This is a genomic window from Prauserella sediminis, from assembly GCF_014195435.1.
Taxonomy (GTDB): domain Bacteria; phylum Actinomycetota; class Actinomycetes; order Mycobacteriales; family Pseudonocardiaceae; genus Prauserella; species Prauserella salsuginis.
On record NZ_JACIBS010000001.1, the window covers coordinates 2,739,123 to 2,760,207 of the forward strand.

The 21,085-nt window shown below is 68.7% G+C and carries 18 protein-coding genes; 16 read left to right on the plus strand and 2 right to left on the minus strand.

The window, feature by feature from the left end; translation table 11 throughout:
* Positions 1-97: 97 nt before the first annotated feature.
* A complete protein-coding gene (locus tag FB384_RS12500) occupies positions 98-949 on the minus strand; it encodes an aldo/keto reductase (protein WP_183782874.1) in 852 nt (283 codons plus the stop codon).
* 104 nt (positions 950-1,053) lie between these two features.
* Here FB384_RS12500 and FB384_RS12505 point away from each other — a divergent pair, with 104 nt between their 5' ends.
* From FB384_RS12505 to FB384_RS12525, 5 genes are all read left to right on the plus strand, one after another.
* Positions 1,054-1,971: a LysR family transcriptional regulator gene (locus FB384_RS12505; protein ID WP_183782876.1), complete on the plus strand. Its 918-nt coding sequence runs from the start codon at positions 1,054-1,056 to the stop codon at positions 1,969-1,971.
* 525 nt (positions 1,972-2,496) lie between these two features.
* Complete coding sequence (locus FB384_RS12510) at positions 2,497-4,341, plus strand: vWA domain-containing protein (protein WP_183782878.1); 1,845 nt, start codon at positions 2,497-2,499, stop codon at positions 4,339-4,341.
* A gap of 296 nt (positions 4,342-4,637) precedes the next feature.
* Complete coding sequence (locus FB384_RS12515; protein ID WP_183785420.1) at positions 4,638-6,125, plus strand: FAD-dependent monooxygenase; 1,488 nt, start codon at positions 4,638-4,640, stop codon at positions 6,123-6,125.
* Positions 6,122-7,249 (plus strand): DUF7802 domain-containing protein, encoded by a 1,128-nt coding sequence (locus tag FB384_RS12520; protein WP_183782880.1) that lies wholly within the window; start codon positions 6,122-6,124, stop codon positions 7,247-7,249. Before FB384_RS12515 ends, FB384_RS12520 begins: the two co-directional genes overlap by 4 nt.
* Positions 7,250-7,276: 27 nt before the next feature.
* A complete protein-coding gene (locus FB384_RS12525) occupies positions 7,277-7,930 on the plus strand; it encodes a TetR/AcrR family transcriptional regulator (RefSeq protein ID WP_183782882.1) in 654 nt (217 codons plus the stop codon).
* Between the two features lie 141 nt (positions 7,931-8,071).
* Here FB384_RS12525 and FB384_RS12530 read toward each other — a convergent pair whose 3' ends face one another.
* Entirely contained in the window at positions 8,072-8,560 is a 489-nt protein-coding gene (locus FB384_RS12530) for a DUF2231 domain-containing protein (RefSeq protein WP_183782884.1), read from the minus strand.
* A gap of 77 nt (positions 8,561-8,637) precedes the next feature.
* Here FB384_RS12530 and FB384_RS12535 point away from each other — a divergent pair, with 77 nt between their 5' ends.
* From FB384_RS12535 to FB384_RS12585, 11 genes are all read left to right on the plus strand, one after another.
* Positions 8,638-9,192, plus strand: coding sequence for a sigma-70 family RNA polymerase sigma factor (locus FB384_RS12535; protein WP_183782886.1), 555 nt, complete (start codon positions 8,638-8,640; stop codon positions 9,190-9,192).
* Positions 9,189-9,881 (plus strand): anti-sigma factor family protein, encoded by a 693-nt coding sequence (locus tag FB384_RS12540; RefSeq protein WP_183782888.1) that lies wholly within the window; start codon positions 9,189-9,191, stop codon positions 9,879-9,881. The genes FB384_RS12535 and FB384_RS12540 overlap by 4 nt, the downstream gene beginning before the upstream one ends.
* Positions 9,882-9,987: 106 nt before the next feature.
* A complete protein-coding gene (locus FB384_RS12545; RefSeq protein ID WP_183782890.1) occupies positions 9,988-10,506 on the plus strand; it encodes a COG4315 family predicted lipoprotein in 519 nt (172 codons plus the stop codon).
* Positions 10,507-10,788: 282 nt separating this feature from the next.
* On the plus strand, positions 10,789-11,796 hold the full coding sequence (sbnA, locus tag FB384_RS12550) for a 2,3-diaminopropionate biosynthesis protein SbnA (RefSeq protein ID WP_183782892.1): 1,008 nt from the start codon (positions 10,789-10,791) through the stop codon (positions 11,794-11,796).
* A gap of 11 nt (positions 11,797-11,807) precedes the next feature.
* The gene (gene sbnB, locus FB384_RS12555; RefSeq protein WP_308216711.1) at positions 11,808-12,821 is read left to right on the plus strand and encodes a 2,3-diaminopropionate biosynthesis protein SbnB; all 1,014 of its coding nucleotides are present in this window, start codon (positions 11,808-11,810) and stop codon (positions 12,819-12,821) included.
* A gap of 7 nt (positions 12,822-12,828) precedes the next feature.
* Positions 12,829-14,526 (plus strand): IucA/IucC family protein, encoded by a 1,698-nt coding sequence (locus FB384_RS12560; RefSeq protein ID WP_221212710.1) that lies wholly within the window; start codon positions 12,829-12,831, stop codon positions 14,524-14,526.
* Positions 14,523-15,749 (plus strand): MFS transporter, encoded by a 1,227-nt coding sequence (locus FB384_RS12565; protein WP_183782894.1) that lies wholly within the window; start codon positions 14,523-14,525, stop codon positions 15,747-15,749. Before FB384_RS12560 ends, FB384_RS12565 begins: the two co-directional genes overlap by 4 nt.
* Positions 15,742-17,322 (plus strand): IucA/IucC family protein, encoded by a 1,581-nt coding sequence (locus FB384_RS12570; protein WP_183782897.1) that lies wholly within the window; start codon positions 15,742-15,744, stop codon positions 17,320-17,322. The genes FB384_RS12565 and FB384_RS12570 overlap by 8 nt, the downstream gene beginning before the upstream one ends.
* On the plus strand, positions 17,319-19,067 hold the full coding sequence (locus tag FB384_RS12575) for an IucA/IucC family protein (protein WP_183782899.1): 1,749 nt from the start codon (positions 17,319-17,321) through the stop codon (positions 19,065-19,067). The genes FB384_RS12570 and FB384_RS12575 overlap by 4 nt, the downstream gene beginning before the upstream one ends.
* A complete protein-coding gene (locus FB384_RS12580) occupies positions 19,067-19,837 on the plus strand; it encodes an HpcH/HpaI aldolase family protein (protein WP_183782902.1) in 771 nt (256 codons plus the stop codon). The genes FB384_RS12575 and FB384_RS12580 overlap by 1 nt, the downstream gene beginning before the upstream one ends.
* Positions 19,834-21,036: a type III PLP-dependent enzyme gene (locus tag FB384_RS12585; protein WP_183782903.1), complete on the plus strand. Its 1,203-nt coding sequence runs from the start codon at positions 19,834-19,836 to the stop codon at positions 21,034-21,036. The genes FB384_RS12580 and FB384_RS12585 overlap by 4 nt, the downstream gene beginning before the upstream one ends.
* The last annotated feature ends 49 nt before the right edge of the window (positions 21,037-21,085 follow it).

Sequence of the window (21,085 nt, forward strand, 5' to 3'; positions counted from 1 at the left end):
CTGGCGTGGGTGCGTTGTGCGCGGACCAGCCTCGGGTTGATTCGTTGTGCAGCCTGGTGGTCAGCGGTGGTGCATCGACCAGCACCTGATTCGGTGCCTAAGCGAGCGACATCTCGTGTTCCGAGGTCGGGCGGCCGAGTCGATCGAGGCGGTTGAAGTCCTCGTCGGGCAGCTCGAGATCGACCGCTCCAACGTTCTCCTCGAGGTGGTCCCGAGAGGACGTACCCGGAATGGGAAGTATGACCCGGGACCGGCGCAGTAGCCACGCCAGCGCGACCCGAGCCGGCGTGGAGCCGAGCCGGCCGGCCACCTCGGTCACCGGCGAGTCCGACCGCACACTCGGCGCGATCGGCAGCCAGGGCAGGAACGCGATGCCATGCTGCTCACAGTGCGCCAGCACGCCCTCCGAGCGCCGGTCGCGCAGGTTGTACCGGTTCTGCACGCTCGCGATCGGCGTGATCCGCCCTGCCTCCACGATCTGTTGGACGGTGACCTCCGACAGTCCGACGTGCCGCACCTTCCCCTCGTCCTGCAGCTGCCGGAGCGCGCCGATCTGGTCCGCCAGCGCGACAATGGGGTCGATCCGGTGCAGCTGCAACAGGTCGATGCGCTCCACCCGCAGCCGTCGCAGGCTCAGCTCAACCTGCTGGCGCAGGTATTCCGGACGCCCGAGCGGGATCCACTCGTCACCGGGGTGACACTGCCCGGCCTTGGTGGCGATCACGACGTCGTCGGGATAAGGGTGCAGGGCTTCGGCCAGCAGCTCCTCGTTGCGGCCCAGCGCGTAGGCGTCGGCCGTGTCGATGAACGTAATGCCGAGCTCAACCGCGCGGCGCGCCAGCGCGTGCGCCGCGGCCGGGTCGCCGGTGGGCAGTCGCATGGCGCCGAAACCCAGCCGGTGGACCGGAAGGTCACCGCCGAGGACGAGGTGGTGGCGATCGGCTTTCATAACGTCTCCTTCTGCGTGTCGGCGGGGTACGGAGCCAACACTGCCGCCGCGGTGCAGATAAGACAATCGAAACGTTCTTGGGATGATCGCGTAGAATCACTAATGTGTTGAACCTGGAACGCCTCCGGACGCTTCATGCGGTCTCCACTACGGGGTCGGTGCGCGGCGCCGCCGAGGCGTTGCACGTGACCACCTCGGCGGTGTCCCAGCAACTGTCCAGGCTGGAACGTGAGGTCGGCCAGCAGCTGCTGGAACGGCAGGGGCGCGGCATCCAGCTCACCGACGTCGGCGGCCTGCTCGCCGAGCACGCCGCGAGGCTGCTGCAGCAGGTCGAGCTCATCGAAACCGACCTCGCCGACCATCGCGGCGCGGTGGCCGGATCGCTCTCCGTGGCCGCCTTCGCCACGGCCGCCCGCGGCCTGCTGCCGCCGATGCTGCACACACTGCGGCAGCGGCACCCGAGCCTGACGGTGCGGCTCGCGGAACTGGAACCCACCGAGGCGATCGCAGAGCTGCGCCACGGCGCCGTCGACATCGCGGTCGTGCAGGACTGGCCGGAGGAGCCACTCCCGGTGCCCGAGGGAATCTCGCGCGTCTCGCTACTGGAGGACGTGCTCGATGTGGCACTGCCGGTGCAACACCACTTCGCCGGGCGAGACGTCGTCACCCTGGACGAGCTGCGCGACGAGGACTGGGTGAGCTGGCCCGACGACGAGATCTGCCACGGCTGGCTGGAGAACACCCTGCGGCGCAACGGAATCGAGCCCCGGGTCAAGCACACCGCCTCGGAGCACTCCACCCAGCTCGCGGTCGTCGCGGCCGGAAGCACGGTCGCGATCATCCCTCGGCTCGGCCGCGGCCGGACACCGGCCGGCGTCCGGTTCGTGCCGTTGAGACCGGCACCTCGACGACGAGTGTTCGCATTGTGGCGCAACAGCACCACGAACCGGCCCGCCTTCCAGGCGGCGCTCCGCGCGTTGCAGGACAGTGCCCGCCAGTGTGACACCGACACTCCCGCGTAGTGCCGCCGACGAAGGTCGGCGCCGGGCGGATGCGACGGGGTTCAAAGCGGGAGAATGTCGTCCGTGTTCGACGAGGTTAACTGGCCACATTGGACGCAACCGGGTAGTGACGGTTGACCTCGACGTCCACGCCGAGTGCGGTCACGAATCCGGGCCGCTTCGGTAGGTCCTCGCCGATGCTCCGGTATGGACTGTCTTCGGCGGTGGGCGAGCGTGCTGTGCCGGATCGAGCGATTACCGCAGAATGCCGAGTCCTCCGGACCTGCGTCGCTCTCCCTGTCGTACGGCTGCTCGTAGCGGTCGTCCCGCGGTAGCAACGGATCCCGGCGGGGTCCGTGCCGCAACGGCCTTTCCGGTTCACGCGATCAGGCTGCCGGCGAGCAGCGGGACACAGTGCCGCCGGTTTCGTCATCACAGCCGGGCTGCCGTGGCGGCGATCAAGCGACGGCGTCATGGAACCGCACAGGCTTCCGCGGCATCACAGTGACGTATTGCGATAGGAAAGCTGCGAACAGTGGGGGTCTGATGAGCTGGTCATGGCGCCGATTCTGGGCGGTGGTCGCCACAGGGGGACTGCTGGCCGGAGCGACCTCGTTCGGGTCTGTGGCGACAGCCCAGGAACAGGTCGAAAAGCCGGCGCCGGTCATGGTCACGGTGGATGCTTCGGGATCGATGGCCGACGCGCTGGGCGATGGCAGGACGAAGATGGATGCCGCGAAGGGGGCGCTGAACACGCTCGTCGACGGCGTGGAGCCGGACACGCAGATGGGCTTGCAGGTCTACGGATCGCGCGGCGCGGGAAGTGGCTCCGGCAAACCGGATTGCGACGCCATCAGCACCGAGGTGCCGGTCGGTCCCGTCGATGCGGAGGATCTCAAGTCGAAGGTCGACGGGCTCCAGCCGGCGGGCGAGACACCGATCGGCGACTCCCTGCGGGAGGCGGCCGATGAGCTTCCCGACGAGGGGCCACGCGCGATCGTGCTGATCTCGGACGGAATCGACACGTGTGCACCGCCGGATCCGTGTGAGGTGTCGAAGGAACTCGCCGAGAGCGGCGTCGACCTCGCCGTGCACACGGTCGGCTTCCAGATCGACGACGAGGCTCGCGAGCAGCTGTCCTGCATCGCGGAGTCGACCGGTGGCAGTTACACCGACGCGCCGGACGCCAAGTCGCTGGACGAGCAGTTGCCGCGCGTCGTCGAGCGCGCTCAACGCAGCTACGAGGTGAAGGGCACTCCCATCACCGGCACCGAGGAGTTCCCCTCCGCGCCGGCCATCGAGGCCGGCCAGTATGTGGACACGATCGACTCGGGCCAGATCAAGTACTACAAGGTCCGCATTCCCAAGGACTTCACGGTGCACTTCGCCGCGACGGCGGTGCTGCCGCGGGACGAAGAAGGTGGCTGGGTCGAGGTGACCACACAGCTCGTCGACCCGCAGGGCAAGGTGTGTGAGGAGCAGGATGAGGATGTGCACATCGCTTCTGCGTTGCGTAAGTCCTCGGCCGCGCACGCCACATCCGCGTTCAGTGTGGACACTCGTGAAGACTCGGACTGCAACGCCGATGAGGAGTACTACCTTTCCGTCGAACGGGACGGTCCGAGCGAGGCGAAGTACTGGACGTGGCAGACCGAACTGCTGGTGACCCTCGAGCCGCCGGTCTCCGGTTCGACCGGCCCGGCCGAGAACACCGCGGAGGTGCCGTTCGGCAACCCCGGCGGAGCGGAGCAGGCGGTCACCGGCGGCGGCAGCTTCAACGACGCCGTCGAACTGGACGGCAGTGGAATCTATGCCGACACGCTGCTGGTCAACGAGATGGCCACCTACAAGGTCAAGCTCGACTGGGGCGAATCGCTCGCGGTGCAGACCCATGCGCGGAACGATCCCAAGGACTGGGCCGAGGTGACCTACGACATCTACGACCCCGTCCGCCAGCAGGGATCACGCAACTGGAACGAGGATTTCAACCTCTACAACGAGGCGGATTCCGGCGACCCGATCGCCACCTCGCGGGTGCTCTACAACAATCGGGAGGAAGGCAAGCAAGCGAGCGTTCCCGGGTGGTACTACATCACGGTCCATGTCGGTTCGAGCACCGACGAGTACACCGAGTTGCCGATTCGGCTGTTCGTCAGCAAGGGCGGCGAGAAGGTGGCGGGCCCGGAGTACGTGAGCACCGACGGTTACCCGCAGGGCCTCGTCACCGGCGGTTCGGACGAAGGCGACGAGCGTGAGCAGGCGGTGCGGCAGGCGGCCACCGAGGACGAGGTCGGAATGCCGCTGTGGGGCTGGCTCGCCATCGGCGGCGGTGCGCTTCTCTGTGGTGGTGCCGCAACGTTCGTGGCGCTGCGCCGCAACACACACCCCTGAGGGATTCGACAGGAACAAGCCGTGCGGGGCGGTCTGCCGTGGTGACGGCGGGCCGCCCCGCATTGCGTGTGGGTGCCGCTGAGAGCGGCGAGGCGGGGCTACGGCCACTGATGTTCGCGCCACGCCCTGGCTTCCGGTGTCGGCGGCTCCCGGTGTCGGCGCCACGCTCTGGCTCCCGGCGGAGGCCCGCGGTTCGGCACGTCGCCGGAGGGGTCGACGGGATCCCGCATTGACGCGACCCGACTTCAATCATACAGTTTCTGAAAATCTGTATGATCAACACGGAGGTCGGTCCGATGGTGCTCGGCAGTGTGGCGGTGGTCCTCGGGGGCAGTGTCGGCGGTCTGTGCAGCGCAGGGGCGCTCGCTCCGCACTTCGACCACGTGGTGGTGCTGGAACGCGACGAACTGCCCGCCGACGCTCAACATCGGCGCGGAGTGCCGCAGAGCAAGCACCCGCACTTCCTGTTGAACTCGGGCAGGCGGGCGATCGGAGAGCTGTTCCCCGGCTTCGAGGACGAACTCATCGCCGCGGGCGGGCTTCACCTGATGCCCTCCATGGATGCGGCCTACCTCGACGGCGAGGGATGGTCGGCACGCAAGAGCAGTGCGATGACGATGATCTACAGTTCGCGCATCCTCATCGAACGGGTGCTGCGCGACAAGATCCGTAGCTTGTCCAATGTGGAACTGCGCGAAGGTGTCGCCGTCCACGGTCTCTCGGTGCACGACGGCGCGGTCACCGGCGTGCAGATCTCCACGTCCGCAGGCGATGAGCGCATCGACGCGGACTTCGTCGTGGACGCGATGGGGCGTGGTTCCTCGGTCGGCGACTGGCTGGTGGCCGCAGGATGGCCGGCACCGCCGGTGCAGACGCTCGATGCCAAGGTCACCTACACCTCACGCTGGTACGACCTGCCCTCGGCGGAGCAGCGCCCCTCCTCCTGGTGGTGGCAACACCTCGTGATCATGCCGACCCCCGACAAGGGGCAGCATCCCGCCGAGCACGACTTCCTGGTGAACTTCTTCCCGGTCGAGGACAACCGCGTCATCGCCTGCATGGGTTCCTGGGGGCATCCGATGCCCCGCAGTACCGAGGCGTTCCTCGAGTCGGCCCGTCGGGTGCGGACACCGCTGTTCGCCTCAGCCATGGATCGGTGCACCCCGACCTCGCAGGTGCATCTGACCCGGTCGACCGGCAACAAGTGGCGGCGGTACGACCGTTGGTCGACGCCTCCGAAGGGGCTGGTGTTCGTCGGTGATTCGATCTGCGCGTTCAACCCGTTCTACGCGCAGGGCATCAGCTCCGCGGCGAGTTCGGCGCTTCTGCTGCGAGAACACCTCTCCCGCGCCGGGAGCGTCGACCGGAGGTTCTGTGCCGGATTCCTGGCCGAGCAGCGCAAACTGCTCGGCGTACCGTGGCGGCTCGCGATGGCGCGGGACCAGGGTTACGAGTGCGCTGTGGGTACCGAGCAGCTGCCCGAGTGGAAACGCCGGATTCTCGCGGCCGTCTCGGGTCCCGCGTTCAGTCTCATCGTCGGCGCCGCCCGCGAGGACGCCGTCGTCGACGAACACTTCTCCAAGGTGTTCAACCTCGACGAGTCGCTGGGCCAGATGATGACGAGTCCGCGGGTGCTCGCCGGGCTCGTGCGCTATCGCATCCGTGCGGCGCTGGGCCGCGAGCGGGTTCCCTACGGATTCGATCCCCAGGCCGAACCACCGGCCACCGACTACTCGTCGGCCGACACCGCGCGTACGGCGGCGCGGACCGGGACGCAGGTATGACCGACACCATGTGTGGACCGCATGCGGCGGAGTCCACGCGCGTGCTCGGTTTCGACTGCGCCGACGTGTCCACGGTGGCTTCGCTGCGGTTTCCCTGGGATCTCACGAACTGGACGATGCCGCTGCTCGAATTGCTCGTCATCGGTGGCGCCGTTTTCGCACTGGTGCACGCTGTTCGCCGTTACCGCAACGGCGATCCGGTGAATCTGGCGTTGTGGTGCGCTTCGCTGGTCTACCTCTTCGTGATCGAACCACCCCTGTACTTCCCGGAATGGTTCGGCCTTGACGAGCTGTACGGGTTCATCTTCGCCCACAACCGGTTCTCCGTGCAGTTCATGGCGGATCGACTGCCGCTCTACATCGTGGCGTTCTATCCGATGATCAGCCAGCTGGCCTACGAACTGGTGCGGGCGCTCGGGATCTTCCGGTGGCGCGGCGCACTGGCAGGTTCGGTGGCCGTGGCGCTCGCCTGTCAGGTCTTCTACGAGATCTTCGACCACGTCGGTCCGCAGCTGAAGTGGTGGACCTGGAACGACGACAACCACATCGTCAACCATCCGGCGATGGCGTCGGTGCCGATGACCAGCATGCTGCTGTTCGCGTCGGTCTCGATGGCGGCCATGACCTACCTGGTCGTGCGCCTGACGGGGCGGCCTGCTGCGGACGGCAGGCCGCGGCGCGGGTGGGACCTCGTGTTGCGCGTCCTGCTGGCCGGAGTCCTGACCCCGGTGGCGATGGTGATCGCCAACATCCCGTCGAGCCTGTTCGGCGGCGCGAACCCCGATGTCACCGCCCAGGCGTGGATCCTCGGCATCGAGCTCGCCCTCATCTGGCTGGCCGGTGGCTGGGTCGTCGTCGCGCACCTGAGTTCGCCGAACCGCGGACCCGGCGAACCATTGTCGGCCTTCGCCCGCTTCTACCCGGCGATCTATCTCGGGGCGATGGCGGTGTTCTGGGGGGCCGCCCTGCCGCAGTACCTCGGCGCGGAGGATGGCATCACCCGCGACGGCACCCCGACGGGGAGCGGAATCTATGCGCTCGCCTGCTTCCTCGGGGCCGGTCTGCTCCTCGTCGCGCTCCATCGCACGCAGCGAACCCGCCGGACGGATCCTGCCGGTGTCTGACCTTCCCCTTCGGGGAAGATGACACCCATGGGACACCACGGATGGCAGGGAAACCCGCCTGGTGCGGAGGATCAGGCACGTCGCCGACTCGTCGAGGCGGCGATCGCCTGCATCGGCCGCACCGATGTTTCCAAGATCAGCTTGTCCGATGTCGCCACCGAGGCCGGCGTGACACGGCAGACCGTCTATCGCTACTTCCCGAGTCTCTCGGAGATCCTCAGGGCCGTCGGGCAGGCGGGCGCCGACGAGTTCGCGGAGCGGATGCAGCAGCACCTGGCCGCGTGCGAAAGCCCTGCCGAGGCCGCGGTGGAGTCCGTGGTGTTCGCCGTCCGAACCGTGCCCGACGAGCCCTACATGGGCCTGCTGCTGCAAGCGGGCGACCCCGACTTCTTCACCGCCGGGTCCACCTCTCCCGCGGCCTTCGGCCTCGGCGCACGCATTCTGCGGAACGTGCCGGTGGACTGGCGGGCCGTCGGGGTCACCACGGACGAGGACCTCGAAGGGCTCGCCGAGGTCCTGATGCGGCTGTTCATCTCCTTCCTCCAGTACCCCTCGAGCCCGCCGCTCACCGACGACCGGATCCGTTCCCTCGTCCGCCGCTGGGTCGGACCGGCTCTCGGCGGACTCCCGCCACGGCACGGTGAGCCGGACGACCTCACGCAGGGGCCACCAGCCCGTTAGCCGGTGGGCAGGGATGCCGGTGATGAGCACCCCACCGGCTCGTGGAGCAGCACCAAGCCGCACACGTCAGGTGTGCACGGCACGGCGTGCGATGACCGTCGGAGAGTTGCCGGTCCTGTCGGCGCGCGGGAGCCGGGCGGCTCATGACATGACCGAGTCCCACACCGACCGGCTGCCGGAGTGCCCCGCGAGGATCAGCACGGTCATGTTCCCGACGGCCACGGCGTTGACCGCGAGGCCGAGGAGCGCCGAGCCGATCGTTGTTGCGCGTGTCCGCTGCGCTCGCCGAAGGGCTGCCGTCGCCCACCGGAACCAACCCCACTGTGCGGTCGCGACCAGGACGAGACCGATCGACCATGGGAGCAGCATTCGCCCGTAGCGTTCGTGTTCCAGCACCGAGGGCAGCGGGCCGACGGCGCTCGCGAGTGACTGCCCGGCGGCGATCGTGACGGGCACGAGGGCAGCGACAAGCACCGCTGCAAGCGGGGTGACCAGGCCGAGTCGGCGGCGAGCAGCCGGCCAGAACTGCGCGAGCAACAGCGTGAGCACGGCCAGCGGAACCAGTACGACGACGGCGTGGACGAGCAGCGGATGGAGGGGAAGGCCGAAGAGTGTCCCGGTATCGTCCATAGCGGGAGACACGAGGCGCGCACCCGCAACGTTCACCGGAGGGTGAACCGTCGGACACTCCGCACCGTGTTGTGGATATGGGCGAGGGCAACACCGGCGAGGAGCGACGGTCGGGTCGGTCGGGAACCGACACGAGCCGCGTCGAGGTGCTGCGCGACCTGCACGACCGCTATGCCACCGCGCTCTGGCGGTATGTGGTGTCGCTGACGAGAAGGCCCGCCGATGCCGACGACATCGTGCAGGAGACGTTGCTACGAGCCTGGCGCACGCCGAGGGTGATACGGGATGACCCGGTCCGGGTCCGTGGGTGGTTGTTCGCCGTCGCCCGCAACCTGGTCATCGACCAAGCGCGCAGTGCGAGCCGGCGCCACGAGCAGACGACTCCGGAGGCGGCGGAGGAGGTCGCCGAGGATCGCGTGGATCGGCTGTTCGACGCGATGCTGGTCACCGATGCTCTCGCTGCACTGGGCCCGCACCACCGGGAGGTGATCGTGCGGGCCTACTACGGGGGACTGAGCACGGCCGAGCTGTCCCAGGAACTCGGTATCCCCGAGGGGACGGTGAAGTCGCGGCTGCATTACGGGCTGTGCGCCTTGCGCCTGGCGTTCCAGGAGAGAGGGGTGACCCGATGAACCGGCCGGACCACGAAGGCTTCGCCGAATGGGATGCTGCCTATGTGCTCGGCGCGCTCACCCCGACAGATCGGCGGGCCTATGAGGAGCACATGGAACGGTGCCCGCTGTGCCGCGATGCGGTGAACGGTCTCGCTTCGATGCCCGGTCTGCTCGCACAGATCCGGCCCGGATCCGAAGGCGACCTGCCTGATCAGCACCGGGAGCCGGTCGATCTGATGGACGCCATGCTGCGCAAGGAACACCGGCGGAGTGGCCGCCGCCGGCGCCGGCTACTCGCATGGGCAACCGCTGCAGCCGTTGTGCTCGTGCTCGTGCTCGCGATACCGGCTGCCCTGGTGCGTCCGGCTGCTGACGATGCCGTGTCGGTGGACCTCGAGCCGGTCGGTTCGGTTTCCTCGGAAATGGACGTCGACGTCACGCTCGCCTCCGAAATCTGGGGAACCCGGCTGTCCATCGAATGCGACTACCCCGCCCGGCTGGACTACCAACGGCAGCAGACCTGGTACGCGCTCGTCGTGACCGACGCCGACGGCGCCAGCACCCAGGTGTCGACCTGGCAGGCCGTCCCCGGTGAAACCGTCGTTCTCGGCGCCGCCACGGCCGTGAGCCTCGACGACGTCGCCTCCCTCACCGTGGTCACCGGCGGCGGCGAGGAAGTGCTCAGCGCGCCGGTTCCGGAGCAATAGCGGCCGACTCCGCATCCGGCGGATGAACCGCACCGGCTCGCGCCTCGTGTTTCACGAGTGCCCCGAACAGTGGGCCAGCACCCGCGAGGACAGGAAGGCGTGAACCATGAAGACCAGACGCACTCTCAAGGCCGTGGCGGTGCCATTCCTCCTGCTCACGCTCACTGCATGCGGTGGAGGCGAGGGCGGCGACGGATCGTCGACGGACTCCGGTGACACCGGCAACGGGCGTTACGGAGCACCCCCGGCGACCGGCGACGGGGACTCCGGCGGCGCCCCGGGACTGCGAACCGCCGATACCGAACTCGGCACGATCGTGGTCGACGACGACGGCATGGTTCTCTATCAGTTCGACAGCGACGACCGGGGTTCCGGAACCTCGACGTGCGAGGGGCAGTGTGCGCAGAACTGGCCCGCGGTCCCGGGGGACGAGACGCCCGACGTCGAGGGAATCAGTGGCGAGATCGGCACCATCACCGGCGTCGACGGCAGCCCCCAGCTCACCCTCAACGGATGGCCCCTTTACTACTACGCCGGCGACCAGGAGCCCGGCGACCTGAGCGGACAAGGTGTCGGAGACGTGTGGTGGGTCCTCACACCGGAGGGTGAGCCGGTCCGAGGCTGACCTCGTCGACCAAGATCAAGACCTTGGTCGACGAGCGGTGTCTCACAGCCGGCCGTTCGCGTTGCGCTTCGGTCGGTTACGGCAGGTCGTCGCCGGCGCCGAGGGTCGCCGCCCCAGGGCTCCCGGCTGCGGACGGGAAGCCCCGTCCTCGTGTTGCGCGGCGGTCAAGACCACCCGCCGGTGAGGCTACTCACCCCGCTGGCCTATTTAAGTAAGCCTAACCTTTGCTAGCGTGCCAGGCGTCGACAACGCCCGTTCCGGCCGCTCTAGCAAGGGAGAAACGTGGCTACTGCCGCCGACACTGTTGCCGAGCCCGACGAGTCGATTGCCGAATCCGTCTTCGACTGTGTCGGAAATACCCCGGTCGTCGCACTGAACCGGCTGTTCCCGCAGCCGGAGTTCGACGTCCTGGCGAAGCTGGAGTTGATGAATCCGGGCGGCAGTATGAAGGACCGCTCGGCGCGCTACATCGTCGACTCCGGCCTGCGCGACGGGTCGATCACGCCCGGCTGCCGCCTCGTCGAGAGCAGCTCGGGCAATTTCGGCATCGCGCTCGCGATGGCCGCGCGGGTACGGGGACTGCGGTTCACCTGCGTACTGGACCCCAAGACGACGACCGCGAACATCGCACTGCTGCGCAGCCTCGGCACGGACGTGGAGATGGTCGACGACGTGGACGAGGCAGGCGGCTACCTGCACTCGCGCATCCGCAGGGTGAACGAGCTGCTCGCCGCCGACCCCGACGCCGTGTGGATCAACCAGTACGCCAACGACCGCAACTGGCAGGCGCACTACCACGGCACCGGGGCGGAACTGGCCGAGCAGCTGGTCCGCCCGCCGGAGTACCTCTTCGCCGCGGTCAGCACTACCGGCAGCATTCTCGGGTGCGCACGCCGGCTCCGTGAGGAGTTCCCCGGGATGCGGGTGATCGCGGTCGACGCGGTCGGCTCCGTGATCTTCGGCGGCGCTCCCGGCCCACGGGACATCCCCGGTATCGGATCCAGCCGCGTGCCCGAGCTGTGCAGACCGGAAGAGATCGACGAGGTGGTCTACGTCGACGACGTCGCCGCTGCGAAGGGATGCAGGGAACTCCTCGCCACCGAGGGTGTTTTCGCAGGCGGCTCCACCGGTGCCGTGGTGGCCGCGATCCAGCGGACGCTGCCACGGCTCGACCGCCCTGGACGGATCGTCGCGGTGTTTCCCGATCGGGGTGATCGCTATCTCGATCTCGTCTACGACGACAACTGGCTCGCCGGCGTCCACCAGCGCCGTACGGAGCATTCATCGTGAAGGAGGAACCGGTGGAAGACACCGTCCGGATGCTGTATCTGTCCCGGTCCGATGTCGCCGCGGTCGGTGGTGAGCACTCCGACCTGTACGTCGGCGCGCTGCGCGACGGGCTCATCGCCCACGCGCGCGGCGAGACCGTGCAGCCGCTCAAGCCGTACCTGCGTACCGACGGTCCCGGCGGGCACATCGCCGACCGCATCATCGCGATGCCCGCGCACGTCGGCGAACCCGGTATGTCGGGGATCAAATGGATCGGCAGCAAGCACGACAATCCCACGCGCGAGGGCAAAGAGCGCGCCAGTGCGCTGATAGTGCTCAACGACCCGGCCACCAAATACCCGGTCGCCGTCATGGAGGGCAGCTTGATCAGCGCCTGGCGCACCGCGGGCGTCACCTGCCTGGCCGCCCGGCACCTCGCCGTGAGCGGTTTCACCGATGTCTCACTGGTCGGCTGCGGCCTCATCGGCAGCACGCAGGCCACCGCGCTGCTGCAGCAGTTCGACCACATCACGACGGTCCACCTCTACGACGTGAACCAGGACGCGGCGAATGCGCTGTCCGAACGGATCATGCGGGAGCACCCGAACGTCAAGGCCGTCGTGGCCGGCTCCGCCGAGGACGCGGTCGGCCAGGGTGATCTCGTGGTTCCGTGCACGGTCACCGACAAGCCCTACATCACGTTCTCCTGGCTCAAGCGGGGAGCGCTGTTGTGCAACGTGTCCATCATGGACGTCCACAAGGATGTGTTCCTCGGCGCCGACAAGGTCGTCGTGGACGACTGGGAGCAGAGCAACCGCGAGAAGAAGATCATCAACCAGCTGGTACTCGAAGGGTCCTTCTCCCGTGAGCAGCTGCACGCCGAACTCGGCGAGATCCTCGCGGGCGAACGTCCCGGCCGGGATAACGACGACGAGATCATCGTGCTGAATCCGATGGGTATGGCGGTCGAGGACATCGCGTGCGCAGGTGAGGTCTACCGCAGAGCCGCCGAGTCGGGTACCGGCACGTGGCTGAGCCTGTACTGAATCGGTGATGGCTGTGGTCTCAGTGATCGACGACGACGCGGACGAGCTGGTGCTGCGTGATCTCGTGGATGCCCTGATCCAGGAGAACGTATCGGGTTTCGGCGATGCCCGCGTGAGTGCCGACGGAACCCTCAGCGTGCCGGTCGCCGGCGGCGAGATCTCCGTCGCCGTGCGCGACGGCGGCGCATTGCAGCGATACCGCCTGGATCGGGGGCCGGCAAGTCACAACGGCAGGCCTGTGAGCCCGGATGAGCTGTTGCGACTGGCCGTCCCGGATGCGTCCCGGGTCGCCGGGGTGTCCTGCGATGTCGCGACCGCGATCGCACACGCGTCGACGGTGCTCGCCGCGCGCCGCCGCGGTGACACCGTCGACCTGCTGGAAGGCGAGCGCATGGCCGCGACGAGGAACCGCCCGTTCCACCCCACCGCGCGCGCCGCGGCGGGATGGACGGCGGCGGAGCTCGCACAATACGGCCCCATGCGGGAGAAACCGCTCGGTCTCGACTGGGTCGCGGTGCGCACGCGGTTCGTTCGGGCGGGCGAGGACCCACGATCCGCGGGCCTTGCGGCCCTGGTCCTGCAGACCGACGAACTGGCCCACCTGCAGGAAGCGATCGGGTTCGCCGGAGTCGACACCGCCAGGTACGCGATCCTGCCGGTACACCCCTGGCAGTACGAGAACGTGCTGATGCGGGAGTTCGCCGACGAGTTCGCCGCCGGCGCGATCGTGCCGGTCACGCGCGACCTCGGGCGTTTCCACCCGACGGCGTCGCTGCGCACCGTGGCGATGTCGGAGCCCGGTACGCGCCACGTCAAGCTTCCGCTGGGCGTGGCCACGCTGGGTGCGCAACGGCTGCTTCCGCCGCGGTACCTCGACAACGGCGACAAGGCGCAGCGCACGATGCGGGCCGTCATCGACTCCGATCCGGTGCTCCGGGAGCGCGTGCGCCTGTGTGACGAGGGCGTCTGGTGCGGGTGGTCCGACGGTGACGAGTTCGCCGACCGGCCGGGTCAGCTCGCCGCACAGGTGCGGACGTATCCGAACCTGGGCGATGCAGTCGCCGTCCCGATGGCCGCACTCGCCGCGCACGAGTGGCACACGCTGGCGCCGACCCTGGTGCCGGGCGGCGACCCGATGCGGTTCTTCGCCGGGCTCGCGGGCGCGTTCTGCGAGCTCGGGATGGGCTTCCTGCGCCACGGCGTGCTCCCCGAACTCCACGGGCAGAACGTCGTGGTCGCGTTCGACGGCGGGGACGCGCCGGTGTTCGTGCTGCGCGATCACGACACACTGCGGTATGTGCCGGAATGGATGTCCGCCGCGGGCCTGCCCGAACCGGGCTACGCCATCAAGCCCGGCGCCAGGCAGTCGCTGCGGCTGGACACCGGCGAGGAGCTGATCGGCTACTTCCAGACACTCGGCCTCCAGGTGAATCTGTACGGCATCGTCGACGCGCTGTGCCGGTACTTCGAGCTCGACGAGCGTGCACTGTGGACACAGTTGCGACACGCGGTCGTCGCGTGCCTCGACCGGATGGAGTTACCGGGCGGGCTCGGCGACATGATCGCCGAGCGGCTGCTGCGCGCCCCCACCTGGCCGAGTCGCACGGTGCTCGGTCCGTTGCTGGACCGGGGGCCTTCCAACGGTGTCTCCATGCCTGCCGGTACCGGGTCGGTACCGAACCCGCTGGCCGAGGTGCCCGCATGACGGAGCAGAGACAGACGTTCGCGGTGCTCTGGCTCGGGCAGTTCGCAGCCACGGCGGGACTGACCGTCGTGGTCCCGCTGCTGCCGTTCTACCTTGCTCAACTGGGCACGCCACCCGGGGACATCGCGCTGTGGACCGGGGTCTCGCTCGCCGCGCCGGCGGTGACGCAGATGATCACCGGGCCGCTGTGGGGAGCGGTGGGAGACCGGTACGGGCGTAAGGCCATGGTGGTGCGGGCACATGCCGGTCTGGCAATCTCGCTGGTGCTCATGGCGCTGGCCACCACCCCCGGTGCCTTCCTCGCGTTCCGCCTGTTGCAGGGCGCGTGCGGCGGGGTGGTGAGCGCGACCGCCACGTACGCCAGCACGCTCGCCGCCGAGGACCGGCGCGGACGGGTGCTCGGCGGGTTGTTCGGCGCCACCGCGGCCGGCGCCCTGTTGGGACCACTGGCAGGCGGAGTGCTGGCGGGAACATGGGGATTCGGCCCGATCTTCGTGACCGTGGCCGGGCTGCTCGCGTGTTCGAGCGTGGCTGCGGCATGGCTGCTGACCGAACCCGAGCGGCTACCGGCATCGGGTGAGCGCGCGCCGCTGCGCGCCGCCGCGGGTGTGCTGTTGCGCCGGCCCGACACGCGCAACGTGCTGCTGGCCGGGCTGGCCGGCCAGGCCGCGATCTACGCGCTCGTGGTGGTGTTCGCACCGCAGATTCACCGCATCACCGGCTCGATCGCCGACGCGGCGATGTGGGTCGGCGTGCTGCAGGCGACGACCTGGGCGGCGTCGTGGGCCGGGGGACCGTGGTGGGGCCGGTACAACGACCGTGCCCTCGCCCAGCGCGGGTTCGCGATCGCGGCCGCGTGCTGCGCGATCGCGGCCACCCTCCAGGCCGTGGTGACCTCGGTGGAGCTGCTGATCCCGCTGCGCATGGTGCAGGGATTCTGCTTCGCCGCGTTCCTGCAGTCGGTGCTGCACGTGACGAGTGCGCGGGTGCGCGAGCGGCTGTCCGGCACCGCTTTCGGATTCTCCACCGGCGTGCTCGATTTCGGCCAGGTGGTCGGGCCGCTGTTCGGGGCGGTCATCGCGGTCACTCTCCCGCCGGTGGGAGCGTTCGGCGCCATCGGCGTCCTGCTCGGCATCGCCGCGCTGCTGGCCGTGCGGAGTGCCGGTCGACACAGCCACGCCCCGATCACCGTTGCCCCCGAACCGAGGAGCGCTCATGTCTGACACCGACGCGCAGGCAGCCACCCGGCAGCGACTCGTCAACGCCTTCCTTCGCGAGATCGGGCACGAGGTGCACGGACCGACCGTGCGCGTACCGCTGCAAGCGATCGACGACACGCTCGTGATCGAACTCGCCCACGTCTCACCGTTCGGGCACCACACTCCGACCGCTGCGATACGCCTCGACAGCGATTCCGAGGTGCTCGCGCACGACCGCGTCGTCGACGTCCTGCTCGACGAGCTCGTGGCGCGGCACGGCCGTGCGGAGGGACGAGACGCGCTGGCACGGCAGATTGCCAACAGCACCCAGCACATCGCGCGTTTCCTCGCACGCGACGAACCCGCCGGGCCGCGTGATGCCCGGGGGTTCACGCGGCAGGCGGAACAGTCGCTGTTGCGCGGGCACCCGTTCCATCCGACGCCGAAGAGTACGGAAGGCTTCGACGAGCAGGACCTGCGGCGCTATGCGCCTGAGCTGGGCGCCGAGTTCAGACTGCACTTCTTCGCCGTCGACCCCGAGCTCGTGCATGCGGAGCGTGTCGCGCGGGGGCCGTGGCTACCGTCCGGTGTCGAGGCACCGCCGGGCCGGGTGCTGTTGCCGGTCCATCCGTGGCAGGCCGACTTCCTGGTCAACCAGCCCGGCATGCAACCGTTGCTGGACCGCGGTGCCATCGCGGCACTCGGCCCGGCCGGATCGCCGGTGTATCCGACGTCGTCGGTGCGTACCGTGTGCGATCCCGCGTCGGCCGTCACCTGGAAACTCCCGTTGCACGTGCGGATCACGAACTTCATCCGGAACAACCCGGTCGAGCATGTCCGCAGGTCGGCCGATGCCGGGCGGCTGATCGCCGGACTGCGCCACCGGTGGCCTGCGGAACTCGGCGTGCTCATCGAGACCGGATACCGCATGGTGGATCCCGTCGTCGCAGGCGATCTCGCGGCCGAGACCGCGGTGCTGTTCCGGGAGAACCCGTTCCCCGGATCGCGATGGGCACCGCGCGTCGTAGCCGGGCTGCTGGAGCCCGGAACGGGTGGGAAGGAGCCCGCGCTCGCCGCCCTCGTACGGGAGTCCGGCGCCGACCCGGCCGCGTGGCTCCGGCAATACGCATCGATCTCGCTGCGCCCACTGCTGTACGCGTTCACCCGCGACGGTGTGAGCTTCGAAGCGCACGTGCAGAACTCGCTGGTGCACACCGAACACGGCTGGCCGACCCGGTTCTGGGTGCGCGATATGGAAGGCACCAGTGCCAGCGCGGACCGCGCGGACGTGCCGCAGGACAGCCCGCTGCGCTACAGCGACGACGAGGCCTGGCTGCGACTGCGCTATCACCTGGTGACCAACCACTTCGGACACCTCGTCCACGTACTCGGAACATGCACCGACGTGGGGGAGGAGGCGCTGTGGGCCCAGTTGGCCGACTTCCTGCGCGATCACTGCCCCGGCCGCTACGCGGCCGACCTTCTGGCCTCGCCGACGCTGCCGGCGAAGGCGAATCTGGTGAACCGGTTCCTCGGACTCGGGGAACGGGCGCTCTACGTCGAGGTGGGAAACCCGTTGCACGAGGTGATGACGTGACTGTGGAGTTCGTCGAGCGCGCACTGACCGGACCGGGCTTCGGCACGGTCCGGCGCAGGGTGTTGCGTCAGCTGCTGGAATCACTGGTCTACGAACAGGCGATCAAGGCCGAGGAGGTAGGGCCGGGCCGTTACCGCGTCGACGGGGACGGCGTGTCGTACGAGTTCACCGCGTTCCGCAGACACGGCTTCGGCCGGGTGGGGCTCGGCCGGGATCCCGTCCTGCGCATTGCCGATACGACCGAGGAGGCCGAGTCGGCGTTGCGATTCCTGCACGAGGTGCGCGACGCCGTCACCGCGGATCCCGACTGCCTGGTGAGATTCGCACGCGAGCTCGCGCGGACAGAGCTCAACGACGCGCTGGCGCAGCTGGCCCGCGCCGAACGCGGTGACGTGCTGGCGGATTCCGGCTACGACCGGCTGGAGTGTGCCATCACCGACGGCCACCGGTACCACCCGACGTACAAGTCCCGCATGGGTTTCGACGTCGAGGACAACCTCGCGTTCGGCCCGGAGTTCGCCCCCGGGATACGTCCACTGTGGCTGGCCGCGCGCCGGAGCATCGCCGAGGTGTCGAAGGTTTCCGTCGTGGACGAGCGGGACTACCTCCGCGCGCAGCTCGGCGAGGAGGTCTACGACGAATTCACGCGGCGCGCCGACCCGGGCGAGTACACGTATCTGCCGGTGCACCCGTGGCAGTGGCGTGAAGTGGTGACGGGCGCCTTCGCCGAGCAGCTGGCGAGCGGCGACCTGGTCGTGCTCGGCGAGGACCCCATGAGGTTCTCGCCACAGCAGTCGATTCGGACATTGTCCTGTGACGGCCGCCCCTACCTCAAGCTCGCACTGTCCATTGTCAACACCTCGACAAGCCGGGTTCTCGCGCCCCACACCGTCGCCAACGCGCCCCGGATCTCCGAGTGGTTGCGCGGGGTGGTCGACGGCGACCCGTTCCTGCGCGAGGAGTGCCGGCTCATCGTGCTCGGCGAGGTGATGGGGACGGCCGTCAGCACGGAGACCGTCTCCGGTGAGACCTACGGCACCGACACCTATGGCACACTGTCCTGTATCTGGCGGGAGAACCTGCACGACATGCTCGAGGACGGTGAGCGGGCCGTTCCGTTCAACGGGCTCACCGCGTGCGAGCTGGACGGCACACCGCTCATCGACCCATGGGTCAGGCGGCTGGGACCGGCCGAGTGGCTCAAGCGGGTGGTGGATGTCAGCGTCCTGCCGGTGATCCATCTGCTGTGCCGGCACGGGATCGCGGTCGAATCGCATGCGCAGAACATGGTGCTGGTGCACTCCGACGGGGTGCCGACACGGGTGGCGCTCAAGGACTTCCACGATGGCGTCCGGTTCTCCCGCGCGGAGTTGGCCGATCCGGAACGGTGCCCGACACTGCGGGATACCCCCGAGGGCCACGGCAACCGCAACTCGTTCGTCGAGACCGATGATCTCGGCCTGGTCGCGGACTTCGTACTGGACGCGTTCTTCTTCATCAACATCGGCGAGCTCGGTATCTTCCTCGCCGACGCCTACGGGTTCGACGAGCGGGAGTTCTGGGCGATCGTGCGGGAGCGCATCGGCGCCTACCGGCAACGCTTCCCCGAGTTCGCCGAACGCTTCGTGACCTTCGACGTGGCCAAGCCCGGCATCGACGTCGAGAAGCTGACCACTCGCAGGCTGCTGCCCGACACCGAGCTGCGGTTGCAGACCGTGCCGAACCCTCTTGCCGAGGAGGGCTGATGCTGACGACGAACGCGGTCAAGCAGAAGATCCAGGCGGGCGAGGAGGTCTACGGGCTGTTCTGCTCCACGCCATCGCCGGCGATGGTGGAGATGATCGGCTGTGCCGGGTACGACTTCGTCATCATCGACACCGAGCACACGCTGGTCGATCCGCAGCAGGTGGAGAACATGATCAGAGCAGCGGAGGCGGTGGGCCTCACGCCGTTCGTGCGGCTCGCCGAGGGGGACGCGGCTGGCATCCTCCGCGTGCTCGACGGCGGTGCCATGGGCGTTGTCGTGGCCCACGTCCGACATCGATCCGATGTGGACGACGTCGTCCGGGCAGCCAAATATGCGCCCGAAGGTATGCGAAGTCTGAACGGCGGCCGCGTGCCGGGTTTCGGCAGGCTCGATCTCGCCGAGTACGTGCGCAGGGCGAACGAGGAGACCATGGTTGTCGCGATGATCGAGGACGCCGAAGGCGTCGACGACATCGAGTCCATTCTCGACGGTGGCGGCATCGATCTCGTCCTGGAGGGCGCCGCCGACCTGTCCCAGTCCTACGGCGTGCCGTGGCAGACCCGGCACGAGGTGGTGCGCGAGGCGGTCCGGAAGGTCAGTGCGGCGTGCGACGCACGCGGAGTGCCGTTCTGCGCCATTCCGCGCGAGCGGGCCGACCATGCCGAATGGCTGGCAGCTGGGGTGCGCACGTTCGTGCTCGGCGAGGAACGGGGGATCGCGGCGCGGGCGCTGCGCTCGCACCTGGACGACCACCGGAGGCGGGGATGAACGACGTGCTTGCCGGCCTGCTCGCCGAGCGTGCCGAGGGCGCGGACCCGGTGTGCCTCTACGGTTACGACCTGGACGCGCTCACCCGGCACGTTCACGCCACCGTCTCGGCGCTGCCCGAACCGTTCCGCATGTTCTACGCGATGAAGGCGAACAGCGCGCCGGAGATCCTGGAGGCGTTGGCGCCGCATGTGGCGGGGTTCGAGGTGGCCTCGGGCGGCGAGGTGGCGAAGGCTCGCGGCGCCGGTCCGGACTCCGCGGTGATCTTCGGCGGCCCCGCCAAGACGGAACGGGAGATCGCCGACGCCATCGGACACGGCGTGCGGCGGTTGCATGCGGAGAGCGTGCTCGAGCTCTACCGGATCTCCGAGGTCGCCACGCGCATGTCGGCCCGGGTGGATGTGCTGCTGCGGGTGAATCTCGCGGGGCCGTTCCCGTCGGCGACGTTGGCGATGGCCGGCCGCCCGACGCAGTTCGGCATCGACGAGTCCGTGCTCGGCGAGGCGGTGACCGCGGCGAAGAAGTTGCCGGGTATCCGGCCGGCCGGGTTCCACCTGCACTCCCTGTCGAACAACCTGTCCGCCGCCGCGCACCTGGAGATGCTGGAGCTCTACCGCGCCAAGGTCCTCGCCTGGGAGTCGGAGTTCGACATCCGGTGCGAGGTGCTCAATGTCGGTGGCGGCATCGGCATCAACTACGCCGACCTCGGGGCGCAGTTCGACTGGGAGGGCTTCACGCGCGAGCTGACGAGGTTCGCGGACCGGTTGCCGGAGCGGTGGGCCGAAGTGGACTTCGAATGCGGGCGGTACCTGACCGCGGCGTGCGGCTACTACGCGGTCGAGGTGCTGGACGTGAAGACCAACCACGGCACGCACTACGTGATCGTGCGGGGCGGCACGCACCACTTCCGGCTGCCCGTGTCGTGGCAGCACAACCACCCGTTCACCGTGTTCGGCGTGGACGAGTGGCGCTCGCACGCGCCGAGGCCCGAGGTGCGGGACGCGCCGGTCACGGTCGTCGGCGAGCTGTGCACGCCGAAGGACGTCTTCGCCCGTGACGTCCCGTTGTCCCGAGTGCGTGCGGGGGACGTGCTGGTCTTCCACCACGCGGGCGCGTACGGCTGGGACATCTCCCATCACGACTTCCTGTCGCATCCTCATCCGGAACACGTCTACTTCCGGACGAGTTCGTCGGCGTAGCGGGGGCCGGTCGGTTCGCTCCGCGCGCCGGAGCACCGCCGGTCGGCGT